This is a genomic window from Salinimicrobium sediminilitoris, from assembly GCF_020866905.1.
Lineage (GTDB): Bacteria > Bacteroidota > Bacteroidia > Flavobacteriales > Flavobacteriaceae > Salinimicrobium > Salinimicrobium sediminilitoris.
In genome coordinates this window covers 78,943-95,325 of record NZ_JAIVCC010000017.1, presented here as the reverse complement: position 1 = coordinate 95,325, position 16,383 = coordinate 78,943, and the positions used below count along the sequence as shown (strand labels likewise).

General features: G+C 40.2%; 17 protein-coding genes. 15 read left to right on the top strand and 2 right to left on the bottom strand.

What is annotated here, in order from left to right:
* Positions 1-149 precede the first annotated feature (149 nt).
* Positions 150-1,061 (bottom strand): bifunctional metallophosphatase/5'-nucleotidase, encoded by a 912-nt coding sequence (locus tag LA313_RS15280; protein ID WP_228916543.1) that lies wholly within the window; start codon positions 1,059-1,061, stop codon positions 150-152.
* The gene (locus LA313_RS15275) at positions 1,061-1,813 is read right to left on the bottom strand and encodes a 5'-nucleotidase C-terminal domain-containing protein (protein ID WP_228916542.1); all 753 of its coding nucleotides are present in this window, start codon (positions 1,811-1,813) and stop codon (positions 1,061-1,063) included. The genes LA313_RS15280 and LA313_RS15275 overlap by 1 nt, the downstream gene beginning before the upstream one ends.
* Before the next feature lie 177 nt (positions 1,814-1,990).
* Here LA313_RS15275 and LA313_RS15270 point away from each other — a divergent pair, with 177 nt between their 5' ends.
* The 15 genes from LA313_RS15270 to LA313_RS15200 all read left to right on the top strand — a co-directional run bounded on the left by LA313_RS15270 (position 1,991) and on the right by LA313_RS15200 (position 16,319).
* The gene (locus LA313_RS15270; RefSeq protein ID WP_228916540.1) at positions 1,991-2,677 is read left to right on the top strand and encodes a hypothetical protein; all 687 of its coding nucleotides are present in this window, start codon (positions 1,991-1,993) and stop codon (positions 2,675-2,677) included.
* Positions 2,678-2,785: 108 nt separating this feature from the next.
* Positions 2,786-3,484, top strand: coding sequence for a hypothetical protein (locus LA313_RS15265; RefSeq protein WP_228916538.1), 699 nt, complete (start codon positions 2,786-2,788; stop codon positions 3,482-3,484).
* A gap of 57 nt (positions 3,485-3,541) precedes the next feature.
* Complete coding sequence (locus LA313_RS15260; RefSeq protein ID WP_228916536.1) at positions 3,542-4,051, top strand: DUF6913 domain-containing protein; 510 nt, start codon at positions 3,542-3,544, stop codon at positions 4,049-4,051.
* Positions 4,051-4,923 carry a 4-hydroxy-tetrahydrodipicolinate synthase gene (gene dapA / locus LA313_RS15255; RefSeq protein ID WP_228916534.1) on the top strand — a complete coding sequence of 291 codons (873 nt, stop codon included), beginning with the start codon at positions 4,051-4,053 and terminating at the stop codon, positions 4,921-4,923. Before LA313_RS15260 ends, dapA begins: the two co-directional genes overlap by 1 nt.
* Positions 4,924-5,029: 106 nt before the next feature.
* On the top strand, positions 5,030-5,863 hold the full coding sequence (locus LA313_RS15250) for an outer membrane protein assembly factor BamD (protein ID WP_228916532.1): 834 nt from the start codon (positions 5,030-5,032) through the stop codon (positions 5,861-5,863).
* Positions 5,860-6,186, top strand: a complete 327-nt coding sequence (locus tag LA313_RS15245; RefSeq protein ID WP_255702538.1) for a DNA-directed RNA polymerase subunit omega — start codon at positions 5,860-5,862, stop codon at positions 6,184-6,186. Before LA313_RS15250 ends, LA313_RS15245 begins: the two co-directional genes overlap by 4 nt.
* Positions 6,187-6,191: 5 nt before the next feature.
* Positions 6,192-7,403: a bifunctional phosphopantothenoylcysteine decarboxylase/phosphopantothenate--cysteine ligase CoaBC gene (gene coaBC, locus LA313_RS15240; RefSeq protein ID WP_228916530.1), complete on the top strand. Its 1,212-nt coding sequence runs from the start codon at positions 6,192-6,194 to the stop codon at positions 7,401-7,403.
* Positions 7,396-8,286: a type IX secretion system protein PorD gene (gene porD / locus LA313_RS15235; protein WP_228916528.1), complete on the top strand. Its 891-nt coding sequence runs from the start codon at positions 7,396-7,398 to the stop codon at positions 8,284-8,286. The genes coaBC and porD overlap by 8 nt, the downstream gene beginning before the upstream one ends.
* Positions 8,287-8,782: 496 nt before the next feature.
* Complete coding sequence (gene recN, locus LA313_RS15230) at positions 8,783-10,435, top strand: DNA repair protein RecN (protein WP_228916526.1); 1,653 nt, start codon at positions 8,783-8,785, stop codon at positions 10,433-10,435.
* 49 nt (positions 10,436-10,484) lie between these two features.
* Complete coding sequence (locus LA313_RS15225; protein ID WP_228916524.1) at positions 10,485-11,309, top strand: enoyl-ACP reductase FabI; 825 nt, start codon at positions 10,485-10,487, stop codon at positions 11,307-11,309.
* Positions 11,310-11,407: 98 nt separating this feature from the next.
* A complete protein-coding gene (locus LA313_RS15220; RefSeq protein ID WP_228916521.1) occupies positions 11,408-12,415 on the top strand; it encodes a glycosyltransferase in 1,008 nt (335 codons plus the stop codon).
* Positions 12,408-13,367 (top strand): YbbR-like domain-containing protein, encoded by a 960-nt coding sequence (locus LA313_RS15215; protein ID WP_228916519.1) that lies wholly within the window; start codon positions 12,408-12,410, stop codon positions 13,365-13,367. The genes LA313_RS15220 and LA313_RS15215 overlap by 8 nt, the downstream gene beginning before the upstream one ends.
* Positions 13,364-13,948, top strand: a complete 585-nt coding sequence (coaE, locus tag LA313_RS15210; RefSeq protein ID WP_228916517.1) for a dephospho-CoA kinase — start codon at positions 13,364-13,366, stop codon at positions 13,946-13,948. The genes LA313_RS15215 and coaE overlap by 4 nt, the downstream gene beginning before the upstream one ends.
* A 73-nt stretch (positions 13,949-14,021) precedes the next feature.
* Entirely contained in the window at positions 14,022-15,593 is a 1,572-nt protein-coding gene (locus LA313_RS15205) for a sensor histidine kinase (protein ID WP_228916515.1), read from the top strand.
* A gap of 3 nt (positions 15,594-15,596) precedes the next feature.
* Positions 15,597-16,319: a response regulator transcription factor gene (locus tag LA313_RS15200; protein WP_228916513.1), complete on the top strand. Its 723-nt coding sequence runs from the start codon at positions 15,597-15,599 to the stop codon at positions 16,317-16,319.
* Positions 16,320-16,383 lie beyond the last annotated feature (64 nt).

The window sequence follows — 16,383 nt, the reverse complement described above, 5'->3', positions numbered from 1 at the left end:
CTCCAGAAAAAGATATATCAAAAGGATTTGACATAAACGCCTGGAGCTGTCAGGAGTAAAAAATAGTTTGGCTTAAAATTTTCCTGCAATGCAGGGGCTGTGGAAGTTCATCTTTCCTAAAATAAAAAGGAAAAACCAAATTCCCGGTGCTAAACGTTAATAGTGGCGCCCCTGGAGTCCTTTTTTCCGGAGGTGTCTAAGTAAAAATCTATTCTTCCAAGATTCACTCCGGCCCAACCTACCTGGTTGATCAATACTTCTTTTCCAATGCTGTTAAGTACTATAGAAGGTTCAGGAAGAAAGGTATGGGTATGACCACCAATGATCAAATCGATATCTTTCGTGGCTCCGGCAAGTTTAACATCACTTATTTTATTGCTTTTGTATTCATAGCCCATGTGGGAAAGACAGATTACCAAATGACATTTTTCCTCTTCTTTAAGCTGCTTTACAATTTCCCGGCTAATATCAACAGGATCTAGATATTCGGTCTCTTTGTACAATTTTTTTCCTACCAGACCTTCCAGTTCAATTCCCAATCCAAAAACACCTATTCTAATACCATCTTTAAGGAAAACCTGGTAAGGTTTTATTTGTCCCTGGAGCACTGTGTTTTCAAAATTATAATTGGCATTAATAAAGGGAAATTTAGCATGAGGCATTTGAGCCAGTAGACCCTCAATTCCGTTATCGAAATCGTGATTTCCAATTGTTGCTGCATCATAGCCCATTTTACTCATGAGCTTGAATTCTAATTCTCCACCGTAGAAGTTGAAGTAGGGGGTTCCCTGGAATATATCTCCTGCATCGAGCAGTAAGGTGTGAGGATTTTCCTGTCTTATTTGTTGTACAAGGGTATATCTTCTTGCAACTCCTCCCATGCCCGGATATTGAGCATGATCGGGTTCAAAAGGTTCTATATGGCTATGCACATCATTGGTATGTAGGATAGTGATGTGTTTTAGGGTTCTGTCTGGCGCAAAAGATAACAGGCCAAGGCTGCCCAGGCTTGCAAATGCACCGGCAGCGGCTGTTCTTTTAATAAATTTACGTCTTTCCATTAATTCACTCTTATAAAACGTTGATCTCTTACTGGGATAAGGGTGTCTTCCTGTTTAAAATAATCGATTAGAAGGTTCCTAACTTTATAATCCAGGTTGGTGACCTTTTGAGCCCTGGAAAAGAAAACCATATTATCTCCTCCCTGCAGCAGGTAGTCATTTGTTGCGACATTGTAAGTCTTGTCTTCCTGTAAGGGTTCCCCCTGAATTAAAACTTTTCTTATGCTATTGTCTTTTTCCAGTTGTAATTCTATTCCCGCAACAGGATGGGCATTTCCCGAATCAATAAGGTAGTGGATCATCTCCCGTACAGCTTCTCCTTTTAGGGTCGCGACCACCACTTCATTTTCAAAGGGCATAACCTGGAAAGCAGTTCTTGTAGTGATATCTCCTTTAGGTATTGAGGATCTTATTCCCCCAAAGTTCAGCAATACGATATCTATTTTATCTCCCGTGCGATTTTCAAAAATAGGATTTGAAAGCTCCATTAAAGCATCGGCCATTAGATTGCCTATGGCGGTATTGAGTTCCCCGTCAGTTTTAGTGAGATTGTAAGGTAGGTATGCCAATACTTGTTCCATTTCTCGGTCAATATTCAACTTATAAGGTTGAATGAACATTTCTATGGAATCATTGGATTCAATGGTGGAAGTTATTTCCAGCTGTGTTCCTTCAATACGGGTGGGAACGTAGTTGTCGTTAAATTTACATGAACCGGCTATGATGAGCAGGAGGAGGAGGTATCGCTTCATTTGTATAGTATAAAAAACAAAAGTATGGGTTTTTGAAAGGAACACGTAAAAGATTTTTTATTTTCCGTAAATGTGCTTTTTTATACTTTTTATAGGCTTTTTGTCGTCCTAAAGGAAATTTGTTCTATTTTTCGGTAAAATTTGCTGCTATCTGCTGATTATTTCTAACTGGAAAATGTGAAGACGAATAAAAAAATTCTGTTGTTGTTCCTGGTCATTGGAGTACTTTTTATTATTGGTTCTATTTTTAATTTTAATGTGCTGACTGTTGCCTCAACAATTCTTTTAATCCCTGTTCTCATCCTTTATTACAGATATAAGACGAAAAAATGGTTCCTGCCAATGGTGATCGTGCTACTTTTATTCTACGTGCGGGATTTGCTAATGCTGGAAGGTTTTTTCAGTAATCCCAGACCTATTCTATATAGCTTTGGTGGTGCTGTTCTTATACTTTATGTCTTTGCCTTCATTGGATTTAAACGGGCGAAAATTCATTTAGTGGAACTTATATCCCTGTTGATCATGTACACTTTTCTGGGATTTTTGTTCTATACCATGGCCGATCTTGTGCCACAGGTAATTCCATCTCACCAGGAGACTGCTTATATTTACATGCTGTTGCTTATTTGCCTACTGGCAGTGACCTTTACACAATACCTGCTCAAATCTCACTACGCATCCCTATGGCTCATGCTGGCTTCCGCTTCCTTACTGTTGTCTGAACTTTCCCTGTTCTACAGGCTGTTTATAATACCCGATATCAGCGTCATTATCTTCTATCCTTTATTTCATGTTATCGCATTTTTTGGCTTGGTGGAACACGCAAGCCATCGAAGAAAAAGTTCTCTTCTTCCAGGCTTTTAATGCAGTATTCTTTTTAGAATTACTTTTTATATTCCATTTTAATAATATTTTTCACATTAAAGTTTATTCTTCTCAAAATTTTTATATTGCAGGAATTTTCTCCCATAAATGAAACAAAAGGTTTTTCTTTCTCTCCTGGCTATCACTGCTATGTGTGTGAACGTCGCCGGTATTGTAAGTGACAACTTTTTGCTTAGAAAATCGGGTGAGATCCTGTTTTTCTTCCCCCTTATCTTTTATTATTTCAAAAAGATTCCATTCAAAAATTTTAATTTTTCCATGTTTTTAGGGATGGCCATGGCGGCGACCTTGATTTCCTTTGGAGGCAGTATTTGGTATTTTGAACAGATAAAACTTGGATTATGGTTAACCAGTTACTTCTTTTTGGCCCGGGAGGCTATTGGACATACCGAGTATGAAAGAGGCAGTAGATTCACAACACTTTACTTTATGAGTATTGTGGGCATCTATGTATATCTATTGTGGGGTCATATTACCGAAATTGAACGAAATTTAGGAAATGATCTTGCCTTTTGGCTTTATGTAATTTACTACCTCAATATCCTGTTTATTGCCATTACTGCCCTGGTTTACTATCTTAATTCTTTTTCCAAGAAGTCGGTTTTCTTTATTTGCCTGGCCCTCTCCTTCATTTTTTCAGATGTGTTGAGGGATATGGAGGTTTTCTACTTTAGAGACCTAAGTATTGAAATTGTTGGAACACTTATAAAATTTGCGGCGATAAAACTCGTTTTCCTCTTTTTTATCACCCCCGAAAAAAAACTCAGGCTATTGCACCTGGTATAGTGGAAAATCCCTTGTTTCCCTTGTTTTTGGTAATACAATTATTCCTAATTTTGCCCTGTGAAAATTAAAGATCTTAAGCTTGCGGTAGCGCGAAAAAATCTGCGGATTTCTGAAAATTCGGTTGCTGAAGGTAAGGTGTATAAACTGGGAATTATTCTGGATGACAGCAGTGAAGATACCGTAAAACATTTTTTAAAGCTGAAGGAAGATCTAAACCTGAAGCAACAGGAAGTAAAATTTGTGTTTTGTGAAAAAAAAGCTGTCAAAATTGACACTTTTGAATGGCCTGAAATTTCCCGTGAAGATTTTCGATGGAACGGCAAGGTTTCTGAAAAAGCTTCAGCGTTCATAGATGCTCAATTTGATGTTCTGGTATCTTTTACAGCTTCAGAAAATAAAATGGCCGGTTTTCTCGTTTCGGTTACCCGGGCGAGGTTAAAGGTGGGAAGAGAAAAGACTTCCGAAAAGACCATTTTTGATCTGAATATTTCCGCAGAACTTTCAGAAGCAGAAATTTTCACCGAAGAATTAAAAAAGTATTTAAAAATATTAAACACAACAACATAATGAACAAATTTGTTGGAACGGGAGTTGCTTTGATCACTCCTTTTAAAGACGATCTTACTGTAGATGTGGAAGCACTAAAAGATTTAGTGAACTTTCAAATCGAGAACGGAATTGATTATATGGTGGTTCTTGGAACTACCGGCGAGAGTGCGACCCTTACTTCTAAAGAGAAGCAACTGGTTATTGATACCGTGGTTGCAGAAAATAATGGTCGTATCCCACTAGTACTTGGAATTGGCGGTAATAACACAGCAAAGGTTTCTGAAGAGGTGAAGAGTACAGATCTGTCGGCTTTTGATGCCGTACTTTCTGTTTCTCCTTATTATAACAAGCCATCGCAGGAAGGTATATTTCAGCATTACAAAGCTGTGGCGGCTGCTTCGCCAAAGCCAATCATTATGTATAACGTCCCGGGAAGAACAGGTTCTAACATGCTTCCGGAAACTGTGAAACGCCTGGCGCAGGTGGATAATATTATCGGGATTAAAGAGGCTGCAGGAGATATCGTGCAGGCAATGAAACTTATTGACGAGGTGCCCGAAGGTTTCCTTGTGATCTCAGGTGACGATATGATCACCTTGCCAATGGTTCTCGCCGGGGGACATGGAGTGATCTCTGTTATTGCGCAGGGCCTTCCAGCCGAATTCTCTAAAATGGTAAAGCTGGGACTTGAAAGAAAGGTGGATGAAGCTTATGAACTTCACTATAAGGTAGCTCCTTCTATTGATCTTATTTTTGCTGAAGGCAATCCTGTTGGAATAAAAGCCATGCTTAAAAAGAAAGGAATAGTGAAGAACAACCTGCGATTGCCGCTGGTTTCTTCAACTGATAATCTTTCCACGAAGATCGACGATTTTATTGATAATTTTTAATTCCCATACTTCGGGCAGACCTTTGTTTTTGGTGTAATTTGCACTGAAACTAAAGTTTTTATAATAAGGCAGAAAAGAGTATTTTTGCCAGATGTTAAAATTCAGAATGAAGAAAATCATCCTATTTTTAAGTTTAGCTATTCTTTTTACCTCTTGTGGGGAATACCAGAAAGTGTTGAAGAGTAAAGACACAGGTTTAAAGTATTCAACTGCAGAAAAGCTTTATAATGAGGCTAAAGCAGGGGAAGGCAATAGCAGGAGTAAATATAAGAAGGCATTAAGGCTTTTTGAGCAGCTGGTGCCAGAATTTAGAGGTAAACCACAGGGGCAAAAGTTGATGTACCTGTTTGCAGATACCTACTATGAGCTGGGAGATTATTTCCTTGCCGGTTATCAATTTGAGCGTTTTGTAGAAACCTATCCAGAGAGTGAGAAACTTGAAGAGGCTGCTTTTAAAGGGGCTAAGAGTTATTACTATCTCTCTCCTCCATATAATCTTGATCAAACTGAAACTGTAAAAGGGATAAGTAAGCTCCAGGATTATATCAACCGTTTTCCCGAAAGTGAAAAAATGGATGAGGCCAATAAACTGGTTACAGAACTTAGGGTGAAACTTGAGAAAAAGGCTTATGAAATTGCAAAACAATATCATCACACCGAAAGTTATATTGCAGCAATGACGGCTTTTGACAATTTTATATCTCAATATCCCGGTTCCCCTTTCAGGGAAAAAGCTATGTATTACAGGTTTGAATCGGCTTATCTTTATGCCATTAACAGTTATGAATATGCCATGCCCGAGAGACTGGAAAAAGCAAGAGGATATTACGAGGATTACCAGCGTTACTATTCCGAAGGGGAGTTTATTGATATGGCTAACACTGCTTTAAAAGATATTGAAACAAAAGAACAACAATTAAAATCTGAGACGAGAATATGATAGATCTAAAGAGAACAGAGGCTCCACTTAATACTACGACTCTTGACAAGAACAAGATCGATGCTACTACCAACAACATTTATGAGGCGATCTCAATAATCTCGAAAAGAGCCACCCAAATAAATTCAGAGATCAAGAAAGAACTTCTTGAAAAACTGGATGAATTTGCTACTTACAATGATAGTCTTGATGAGATCTTTGAAAACAAAGAGCAAATCGAAGTTTCCAAGTTCTATGAAAAGTTGCCAAAGCCGCATGCTTTAGCAGTTCAGGAGTGGCTTAATGAAAAGATCTACTATCGCAATACCCAAAGCGAAGAATAAGAATTATGTCTGTAATAAGCGGCAAAAAGATACTTCTCGGCGTTACCGCGGGTATAGCCGCTTATAAAACAGCATTTTTGGTCCGGCTGTTTATTAAAGCCGGGGCCCAGGTGAAGGTCGTAATGACTCCTGCAGCCAAAGAATTTGTTACTCCGCTTACTTTATCCACACTTTCCAAAAATGAGGTTATTTCTTCTTTTACTAAAGAAGAAGATCATAGCAACCAATGGAATAATCATGTGGAATTAGGCCTTTGGGCCGATCTTATGCTTATCGCACCTGCTACCGCTAATACACTCTCAAAAATGGCAAAAGGGCACAGCGATAATTTCTTACTTGCTACTTATTTATCGTCCAAATGTCCGGTATATTTTGCCCCGGCAATGGATCTTGATATGTACAGGCATCCTTCTACAAGGGAAAATTTTGACATACTTACTTCCTTTGGGAATACTATGATCCCCGCTACTTCGGGAGAACTGGCAAGCGGGCTTTCCGGGGAAGGCCGAATGGCAGAGCCCGAAGATATTCTAAAGTTTATTGAAGATCATATTGCTGAAAGTCTTCCACTTCGGAATAAAAAAGTACTCATTACTGCCGGTCCCACATACGAAGCCATTGACCCGGTACGTTTTATAGGAAATCATTCCAGTGGGAAAATGGGATTTGAACTTGCTGCTGCTGCCCGTTCTTTGGGAGCGGAAGTAATTTTAATCTCCGGTCCCACACATTTGCAGAATCCCAATGAGGAGATCAATTTGATAAGGGTGCAGAGTGCTGTAGATATGTTTGAAGCCGCTACAAAGTTCTTTCCTGAAGTTGATATAGCAATTGCATCGGCTGCGGTTTCAGATTACCGCCCGAAGCTTTCGGCTACCCAAAAGATCAAGAAATCGGCGGAAACCATGATGTTGGAGCTGGTAAAAAATCCTGATATCCTGGCAAGCCTGGGAGAAGCAAAAAAGCACCAAATCCTGGTTGGCTTTGCCCTGGAAACTGAAAATGAAGAGGAGAATGCCGCAGGGAAGTTACAGAGAAAGAACCTGGATTTTATCGTTCTGAATTCCCTGAACGACTCCGGTGCCGGATTTAAATCGGAAACCAATAAGATCAAGATCCTGTTCAAAGATGGAAAGACCAAAGGCTTCCAGATAAAGTCGAAAACAGAAGTAGCCGGCGACATCCTGAATGAAATAATCCTGTTAAGCAATGAATAGAGTATTTGTTTTACTGTTTATGTTTGGTCTTAGCGTAGCTGCCGGAGCGCAGGAGCTAAATTGCCAGGTGGTGGTCAATTCAGAAAAAACAGGGCAGGCAAATGCTTCCGTTTTTAAAACACTTCAAAACACCATTAGCGAATTCATCAACCAAACCCGCTGGACCAACAGGGAGTTTCTTCCGCAGGAGCGCATCAATTGTAGTATGTTCATCAACATCAACAGTTATGACGGGAACAGTTTTTCTGGGAGCATACAGGTGCAATCCTCAAGACCGGTTTTTGGCTCCACCATGGTTAGTCCTGTATTTAACTTTAACGACGATGATCTTGCGTTTGAGTATACCGAGTATGAGCCGCTGGAATTTAGTCCCAGTCAATTCGATTCTAATCTTGTTTCGATAATTGGGTATTATGTCTATACAATCTTAGGTCTCGATGCCGATACCTTTACTGAACAGGGAGGGACACCTTATTTTGAAACTGCCAACCAAATTGTGGGAACAGCACAACAGAGTTCTTACAGCGGGTGGAAAGGCACAGATGGAAATCGTTCCCGGTATCAACTTAATGCCAATCTGCTTTCGAATACTTATTCGGGATACAGAAATGCGCTTTATGACTATCACCGGAATGGGCTGGATGTAATGCACATGTCACCGGAAGAAGGGAAGGAAGCAATTGCCACAGCTCTTATCGACCTGGAACGTATGAACAGCCGGCGACCAAATTCTCTCCTGTTGAGGACTTTCTTCGACGCCAAAGCCGACGAGGTGGAGCAGATCTTTAGCGGTGGGCCACAGGTCAATATCCGTGAAGTGGTAGATGCTTTAAATAACATGGCTCCTACTTTTTCTGAGAAGTGGGGAAATATTAGATTTTAGTACTCAGTACTCAGTACTCAGTACTCAGTACTCAGTGCTCAGTGTTCAGTGTTCAGTAAGCAGTTCAGAACGAACAGGAATCAGGAGCAGCAGTCAAGAATTTTAAATCTGTGGAAATCTGCGGGATCTGCGGGAAATTTTTCAAGGGCTCAGAGTTTAGTGGGCAATTCAGGAGAGGCAAAAATCAAGAACCAGAACTTTTTACTGTCAGGTTGAGCTGAGTCGAGAACTCTGTTTTTGAGTTAACAGTGGTGACTACTCAGAAAGCAAATGCTTAGGAGAAAAGTAACTTTGAATCTTGAATCCTTTTTGGAATTGAGTGCTTGGAATTTACTTCTTCTTTTTTGGTGCTTAAAAATGAATTCGTTTAATTTTGCTAATTGCTAATTGCTAATTGCTAATTGCTAATTGCTAATTGCTAATTGCTAATTGCTAATTGCTAATTGCTAATTGTAAATTGAATTTTCCATTATCTTTAACCCAAATTTACATTCTCTTGCTCACAAGCCTTTCTATAAAAAATTACGCCCTTATTGAAGACATCCAGATGGATCTTCAAAGCGGTTTTACGATAATAACAGGAGAAACCGGTGCTGGAAAATCCATAATGCTGGGAGCTCTTTCGCTCTTGCTTGGTAAGCGTGCCGACTTTAGTGCAATTCGCAATCAGGAAAAGAAGTGTGTTATTGAAGGAAGCTTCAATATTTCCTCCTATGAGCTTAAATCACTTTTTGCTGAAGAAGATCTCGATTACGAATCCCAGACTATTATACGCCGGGAAATTTTACCTTCAGGAAAAAGCCGGGCATTTATAAATGATACTCCGGCGAACCTTTCCTCCCTGCAGACTTTGGGCGAGAAGCTGCTTGATATCCATAGTCAGCACGAAACTTTAAGTCTTGGTGATAATGAATACCAGTTCCTGGTAATCGACTCCCTGGCCAAAAATGCCACAACAATTAAAGATTATCAGGCAGTATTGCAACAGCTTAAGAAACTTCAAAAGCAGTTGCAGGAGTTGAAAGAAGAGCAGGCGCAGGCTACCAAAGAATACGATTACAACCTGTTTTTGCTTACCGAACTTCAGCAGGCAAAGCTGGAGTCGGGGATGCAGGAAGAGCTTGAGGAGCGGTATGAAGAGCTTAGTAATGTAGAGGAGCTCACCGAGCAATTGGGAGGTGCGATCAATAATATTCAGCAGGAAGAAGTTGGTGCTGCGGCCTCACTTCGGGAAGCAAAAAATAACCTGCAAAAGATTTCAGGCATCTCAAGTCAATATCAGCAGCTTTTTGAACGGCTGCAAAGTGTGAACATAGAACTGGATGATATCGCCACCGAACTTGAATCAGCTTTAGATAAAGTGGAGGCAAATCCTACCGAATTGGAGCAGGTGAACGCAAAGCTTCAGGTGTTGTATAATCTTCAAAAGAAGCATGCAGCCGGTACAGTAGAGGAACTGAAGGAAATTCAGGAAGAGCTAGCCAAAAAAGTAGCAGTTTCAGAAAATGCCGATGAAGAAATAGCACGTTCAGAAAAAGCCATTTTAGAGAAGAAAGAGGCGCTGCATAAAATAGCTTCAGAAATTCATACCTCCCGAAAAAGCGTAATTCCGAAGTTTATTAAGGAAGTAGAAAATATTCTGGCCGACCTGGGAATGCCAAATGCTACCCTGAAAATTGAGCTGGAGCAACAAAAAGAATTTTACAGCAATGGGCAGGATAAGCTTAACTGGTTGCTGGCTGCCAACAAGGGCGGTAGTTATAACGACATAAAAAAGGCGGCATCTGGCGGGGAACTTTCCAGGATCATGCTGGCTGTGAAAAGTATTCTTGCGACTTACAGCAAACTCCCCACCATAATTTTTGATGAGATAGATACAGGAGTTTCGGGCGATATTGCCCAGAAAATGGCGGGTATCCTTCAAAAAATGGGTAGTAATATGCAGGTTATTGCCATAACCCACCTTCCGCAGATTGCAGGAAAAGGAAACAGGCACTTCAAGATCTATAAAGAAGATGCGGTTCACAGCACCATCACCAATATCAAGGAATTGAAAGGGGAAGACAGGATAGAAGAGCTTGCAATGATGCTGGGCGGCAAAAACATTAGTGATTCTGCCGTGGCGCATGCGAAAGCCCTTTTGAATTAAAAGATGTTTATTATATTTACCCGCTTAACAAACACTATAAAACCATACCATGTCATATAATCTACTAAAAGGAAAAAAAGGGATCATCTTTGGGGCCTTAGACGAAAATTCTATCGCCTGGAAAACGGCGATGCGCGTCCATGAAGAGGGGGGAGAATTCGTTCTTACCAACGCACCTATCGCTATGCGAATGGGGAATATCAAAGATCTTGCTGAAAAGACGAATTCCGAAATTATTCCTGCAGATGCCACCAAGGTGGAAGACCTTGATAATCTTGTAGAGAAAGCCATGGAAATTCTTGGCGGAAAGCTTGATTTCGTGCTGCATTCCATAGGAATGTCTGTCAATGTGCGAAAAGGGAATCACTATACCGATATGAATTATGATTATACCACTAAAGGCTGGGATGTATCGGCAGTTTCTTTCCATAAAACCATGCAGAGTCTTTATAAAAAGGATGCAATGAACGAGTGGGGGAGTATTATGGCGCTTTCTTATATCGCTGCTCAGAAAGTATTCCCGGACTATAATGACATGGCCGACAATAAGGCATATCTCGAATCAATTGCCCGTAGTTTTGGGTATTTCTTCGGGAAAGAGAAAAAAGTAAGAGTAAATACAATTTCCCAGTCTCCAACTCCTACCACTGCAGGTACAGGAGTTAAAGGCTTCGATGGTTTCATCGCCTATGCCGATGAGATGTCGCCTCTTGGGAATGCAACGGGAATGGATTGTGCTAATTACATTATCACAATGTTCTCGGATCTTACAAAAAGAGTTACCCTTCAAAATCTTTTCAACGACGGTGGTTTCTCCAATATGGGAGTGAGCCAGCAGGTTATGGAAGCTTTTATAAAAGGGAAAGAAGAGTAAGCTAGTTCAAATATCGATAGTAAGAGGTCTCGAAAATGTCATTTTTGGGGCCTCTTATTTTTTGGGCCCTGTCCCACATTCTTTAATACATTTGTGTCATGGAGCTTTCTTTTTCATTTATCATTCCTGTCTATAACCGCCCCGCCGAGATAAAGGAGCTGCTGCAAAGTATGCAGGCCCTGGAATATCAAAAGCCTTTTGAGGTTGTGATCGTGGAAGATGGTTCGACAATTTCTTCGGAAGAAGTGGTGCAGGAATACTGCGGAAGTTTGAACATCAGCTACTTCAGGAAACCGAATTCAGGACCGGGGGACTCCCGCAACTACGGAATGAAAAGAGCTGCCGGGAACTACTTTTTGATCCTGGATAGTGATGTGATTTTGCCGCCGCAGTACCTCGCTGAAGTTGAAAAGGAACTCCTGAAGGATTTTGTTCACTGTTTTGGCGGCCCGGATGCCGCCCATAAGGATTTTAGTGACCTACAGAAAGCTATAAATTATGCCATGACCTCCTTTTTGACCACCGGCGGAATACGGGGAGGAAAAAAAAGCGTGGGTAATTTTCAACCCCGCAGTTTTAATATGGGTTTGTCTAAAGAAGCTTTTGTTGCAAGCAATGGCTTCGGAAGGATCCATCCCGGCGAAGATCCAGATCTTGCACTAAGGCTTCAAAAAGAGCATTTTAAGACCAGGTTATTTCCGGAGGCTTTTGTCTATCATAAGCGACGCATAGACTGGAAGAAATTCTATCAACAGGTGAAGAAATTTGGGATGGTGAGGCCAATTCTCAACAAATGGCACCCACATTCGGCCAAGATCACTTACTGGTTTCCCACTTTATTCAGTTTGGGATTAATAACAGCTCTCATTTTTGCCATTTTTGGATGGTATTGGCCGCTTTGGCTTTATGTCACCTATTTTTTGATCTTGTTTTTCCATTCCCTTGTTCTTAACCGTAGTATCAAGATCGCCGGACTTTCTATAGTAGCCGCCATGGTTCAATTTTTAGGATATGGGTTTGGTTACTGCAAGTCAACCTGCTATCTTAGGATTCTAAATATGGATCCAGAAAAGAGGTTCCCAAAGCTATTTTTTAAACATGCTTAAAAGATTTAAAACGCTTACCAAAGCCCGGTTTAGAAAAACCGATTTTAACTCATTTTTATTTTTTCTCTTTTTTGCTATTGTGATCTGGATCTTTGTTCAGTTTTCCAAGCAGTACAGTGAGGTGCTGGAGATCCCTGTGGAATATGTAAATGTCCCGCAGGATAAACTGCTGGTGGGGAAAATTCCGCAAAGTCTGGAATTGAGGATTCAGGAAAATGGTTTTACAGTCGCCTGGTTCTCTCTTTTTCCGCCTACTGTAAATATTGATCTTTCTAAAGCAAGTATTGAGAATGATGCTTTGGTTTATGCGATTGATGAAAACCATTCAGAGCTTCAATCCCAGCTGGAAATCGATCTGGATGACAACGAATTTTTAAAGGATGCGCTTGTTGTGCAATATGAACAAAAACAGGAGAAAAAATTACCTGTTGTTTTCCGCATGAAAATGGAATACGCAGTGGGATATTCGGCTGTGGAGGCTTTGAAATATGAGCCAGATTCTATTATGGTGAGCGGTCCCGACAATATTTTGGATACCCTTTCAAAACTTTTCACCCAGCAGCTTAGCCTTACAAAAGTGAAAGAAGATCAACAGGGGATAGTGTATCTCGATACCACGGCTCTTCCCAATGTTACTTTTTATCGCAATAAAGTAAAATATGCGGTGGATGTCGAGAAAGTTACTGAAGGGAAGGTGCAGGTTCCTATTGAAATCATGAACGTGCCTCGAGGGCTTAATGTCGTGATCTTCCCCAAGGAGGTCGTGCTGTTTTACCAGGTGAACCTGAAAGACTTCAGCAGAGTAACAGCTTCAGATTTTAGGGTGGTTGTGGATTTCGACGATGTAAGAGGACAGCAGGATTTTCTTATTCCTGAAGTTATTCAGAAGCCGGAATTCACTTCTAATATTCGGCTAAATGAGAAGAGAATTCAGTTTATTATCAAAAAATGAAAGTACTTGGGCTTACAGGAGGCATTGGAAGCGGAAAAACAACAGTAGCCGGATTCTTTAAAGAGCTGGGTATTCCTGTTTTTATTGCCGATGTGGAGGCAAAGAAGTTAATGCTGGAAGATGAAAAAATAAAGGCTGCCATAATTCAACTTTTTGGAGAGGAAGCCTACAAAGAAGGAATTCCCGATAGAAAATTTATTGCTTCAAAAGTCTTTGGCGACAATGAAAAGCTGGAACAACTTAATGGAATAATTCACCCGGCTGTGGCCAAACATTTCGAGACCTGGAAACAAGATCAGGTTGCTCCTTATGTAATTTATGAAGCAGCCATTCTCTTTGAAAAAGGAGGCTATCGCAAATGCGACTTCAATCTACTCATTACCGCTCCTTTTGAACAAAGGGTGGCGAGGTTGCAGGAGCGGGATAGTTCTACACTGGAAGAAATCGAAGCCAGGATGAGCCACCAGTGGAGTGATAAAAAAAAGGCGGAACTTGCAGATTTTTTTATTGAAAACAAGGAGCTCTCCAAAACCCGCGAAGCAGTGCGTGACTTGCACGAAACCCTTCTTGAGCGCGCGTAAATACTGACTTTCTTTTGTTAACATTTGGTTAAAGGCGTCTTTGGCTAAATGTTAAAATCATACTTTTGAAAATATGAACAAAAAGATTTTTTTTCTTTTGGTGGTTCTAATGAGCCTCTCTTTAATAGGAATTATATTTGTTCAGGGGTTTTGGATAAAAAACACGGTTGAGAGCAAGGAAGAGCAATTCTCTTTCAATGCAAAACAGATACTGCGAAGGGTAGCTACAGAAGTTGAGAATAACGAACTGGAAAACTACTATTTCGCGATGCAGGAGTTGGTTGACAGTTTGGGAGCGAAGGCAGATAGTGCGATGATCAATGAAATATTTGAAGATGAGCGCAATGGGTCCTCTGAAGATGACTATCTCTCTTCACAGGAAAGACTGGAAGAAGATTACAGGCTTTCTACAGCTTTTCTGGATGCATCTATAGATACCATTCAGTTTAAAAAGCTTATTAACCGCAGGGTTTCCAAGCTGGTGAAGAATGATAGCATAAATGAGGATTTGCTTGCCACCTCCAGCAGGATCAATCGCATCTTTAGGATGAAAGATGTGGAGAAAGAATTTATCCGTTCCACTGTGAACGAATATACGAGCAGGAAACCTTTGCATGAGCGGGTTTCAAAGTCATATCTGGAAGGTTTGATCCAGAATGAACTTGAGAACAGGGGGATGCATACCTCCTTTGAATATGCTGTTTACGACAATGGTCTGGCAACCAAGGTGCAGTCAGAGAATTTTAAACTGGATGCAAGAACAACTTACAGGGTGCCGGTTTTTGCTTCAGGAAGCAGGATTAATGATTATAATTTGTTCGTGAACTTTACCGAAAAGAAACAGGTTGTATTGTCTTCCATTACTTTAATGGCGGCTTTATCGATCATTTTCACCCTTATCATTGTGGTAGCATATTCAAGTGCACTATCACAATTGATAAAGCAAAGGCAGATATCTGAAATTAAAACAGATTTTATTAATAATATGACCCACGAGTTCAAGACACCTATTGCAACTATTAATCTTGCACTGGATGCGATCAAGAACCCAAAGATCATGAACGATCCCGAAAAAGTCGCTCATTATCACCGCATGATAAGGGATGAAAATAAGCGGATGCATGCACAGGTTGAGAACGTACTGCGAATTTCCAGATTGGAAAAGAATGAACTCGATCTTAAAAAGGAGAGACTTGATTTACATGAATTAATTGAAGAAGCCATTACGCATATAGATCTAATTGTGGAAGATAAACAGGGATATATTCAAACACATTTTGGGGCCTTGAAAGCATCAATACTGGCAAACCAGACCCATTTTACCAATGTGGTTGTAAACCTGCTTGATAATGCAGTGAAATATTCTACAGATGCGCCTAAAATTGATATCTACACAGAAAATGTAAAGAACTATATTGTCATGAAAATACGTGACCAGGGAAGCGGAATGACAAAACCTGTTCAGAAAAAAATATTTGAAAAATTTTATCGCGAGCATACGGGAGATATCCACAACGTAAAAGGCCACGGCCTTGGACTTGCCTATGCCAAGCGTATCCTTGATGACCACCACGGACAAATAAGCGTGGAAAGTGAAAAAGGAAAAGGAAGTACATTTATAATTAAATTACCACTAATATCTTAATTTATGGAAACTGAAAATAAGAAGATTTTACTAGTTGAAGATGACCCAAACTTTGGAACGGTATTAAAAGATTACCTGGCCATGAACGATTATGAGGTCACACATGCCAAGAACGGGATGGAAGGATTTGAGAAATTCAAAAAAGATGATTTTGATCTTTGTATCCTGGATGTGATGATGCCATATAAAGATGGTTTTACACTAGCCAAAGAGATTAGGGAAAAGAATGAAGAAATTCCTATCATCTTCCTGACTGCAAAGGCAATGAAAGAAGATGTTTTAAAAGGTTATAAAGTAGGGGCAGATGATTACCTGAACAAGCCTTTTGACAGTGAAGTTTTGCTTATGAAGATCAAAGCTATTATGCAGCGTAAAGCTACAGACAGCGTGGCCGATAGCAAGCAGTTCGAATTCCAGATTGGAGATTTCCACCTGAATTCAAAACTTCGCTTCCTTACCTTTAGAGATGAGGAACCATCAAAACTGTCTCCAAAAGAGAACGAATTGTTGCGCCTTTTAGCTTTACATGAGAACGATCTTATGCCAAGGGAGTTAGCTCTAACCAAGATATGGAGAGACGACAATTACTTTACATCCCGTAGTATGGATGTTTATATAGCCAAGCTGCGTAAGTACCTTAAAAAGGATGAGAACGTAGAGATCCTTAACATTCACGGGGAAGGATTTAGATTGGTGATTAGAAATAAAGAAGAAGCTCAGAAATAAGCATAAAATTTTCAGTTCCGGGTATCGGGCATCGCTGCAGTGAAACTGCAGCAATGTCTTGATA

What these genes read in the sequence shown, in the direction of transcription:
- dapA (WP_228916534.1), top strand. Translation starts at nt 4,051, where the DNA reads ATGAACAAATTTGTTGGAACGGGAGTTGCTTTGATCACTCCTTTTAAA.
- LA313_RS15280 (WP_228916543.1), bottom strand. Translation starts at nt 1,061, where the DNA reads ATGGAAAGACGTAAATTTATTAAAAGAACAGCCGCTGCCGGTGCATTT.
- LA313_RS15265 (WP_228916538.1), top strand. Translation starts at nt 2,786, where the DNA reads ATGAAACAAAAGGTTTTTCTTTCTCTCCTGGCTATCACTGCTATGTGT.
- porD (WP_228916528.1), top strand. Translation starts at nt 7,396, where the DNA reads ATGAATAGAGTATTTGTTTTACTGTTTATGTTTGGTCTTAGCGTAGCT.
- coaBC (WP_228916530.1), top strand. Translation starts at nt 6,192, where the DNA reads ATGTCTGTAATAAGCGGCAAAAAGATACTTCTCGGCGTTACCGCGGGT.
- LA313_RS15205 (WP_228916515.1), top strand. Translation starts at nt 14,022, where the DNA reads ATGAACAAAAAGATTTTTTTTCTTTTGGTGGTTCTAATGAGCCTCTCT.
- LA313_RS15200 (WP_228916513.1), top strand. Translation starts at nt 15,597, where the DNA reads ATGGAAACTGAAAATAAGAAGATTTTACTAGTTGAAGATGACCCAAAC.
- LA313_RS15275 (WP_228916542.1), bottom strand. Translation starts at nt 1,813, where the DNA reads ATGAAGCGATACCTCCTCCTCCTGCTCATCATAGCCGGTTCATGTAAA.
- LA313_RS15215 (WP_228916519.1), top strand. Translation starts at nt 12,408, where the DNA reads ATGCTTAAAAGATTTAAAACGCTTACCAAAGCCCGGTTTAGAAAAACC.
- LA313_RS15250 (WP_228916532.1), top strand. Translation starts at nt 5,030, where the DNA reads ATGAAGAAAATCATCCTATTTTTAAGTTTAGCTATTCTTTTTACCTCT.
- LA313_RS15245 (WP_255702538.1), top strand. Translation starts at nt 5,860, where the DNA reads ATGATAGATCTAAAGAGAACAGAGGCTCCACTTAATACTACGACTCTT.
- LA313_RS15225 (WP_228916524.1), top strand. Translation starts at nt 10,485, where the DNA reads ATGTCATATAATCTACTAAAAGGAAAAAAAGGGATCATCTTTGGGGCC.
- coaE (WP_228916517.1), top strand. Translation starts at nt 13,364, where the DNA reads ATGAAAGTACTTGGGCTTACAGGAGGCATTGGAAGCGGAAAAACAACA.
- LA313_RS15220 (WP_228916521.1), top strand. Translation starts at nt 11,408, where the DNA reads ATGGAGCTTTCTTTTTCATTTATCATTCCTGTCTATAACCGCCCCGCC.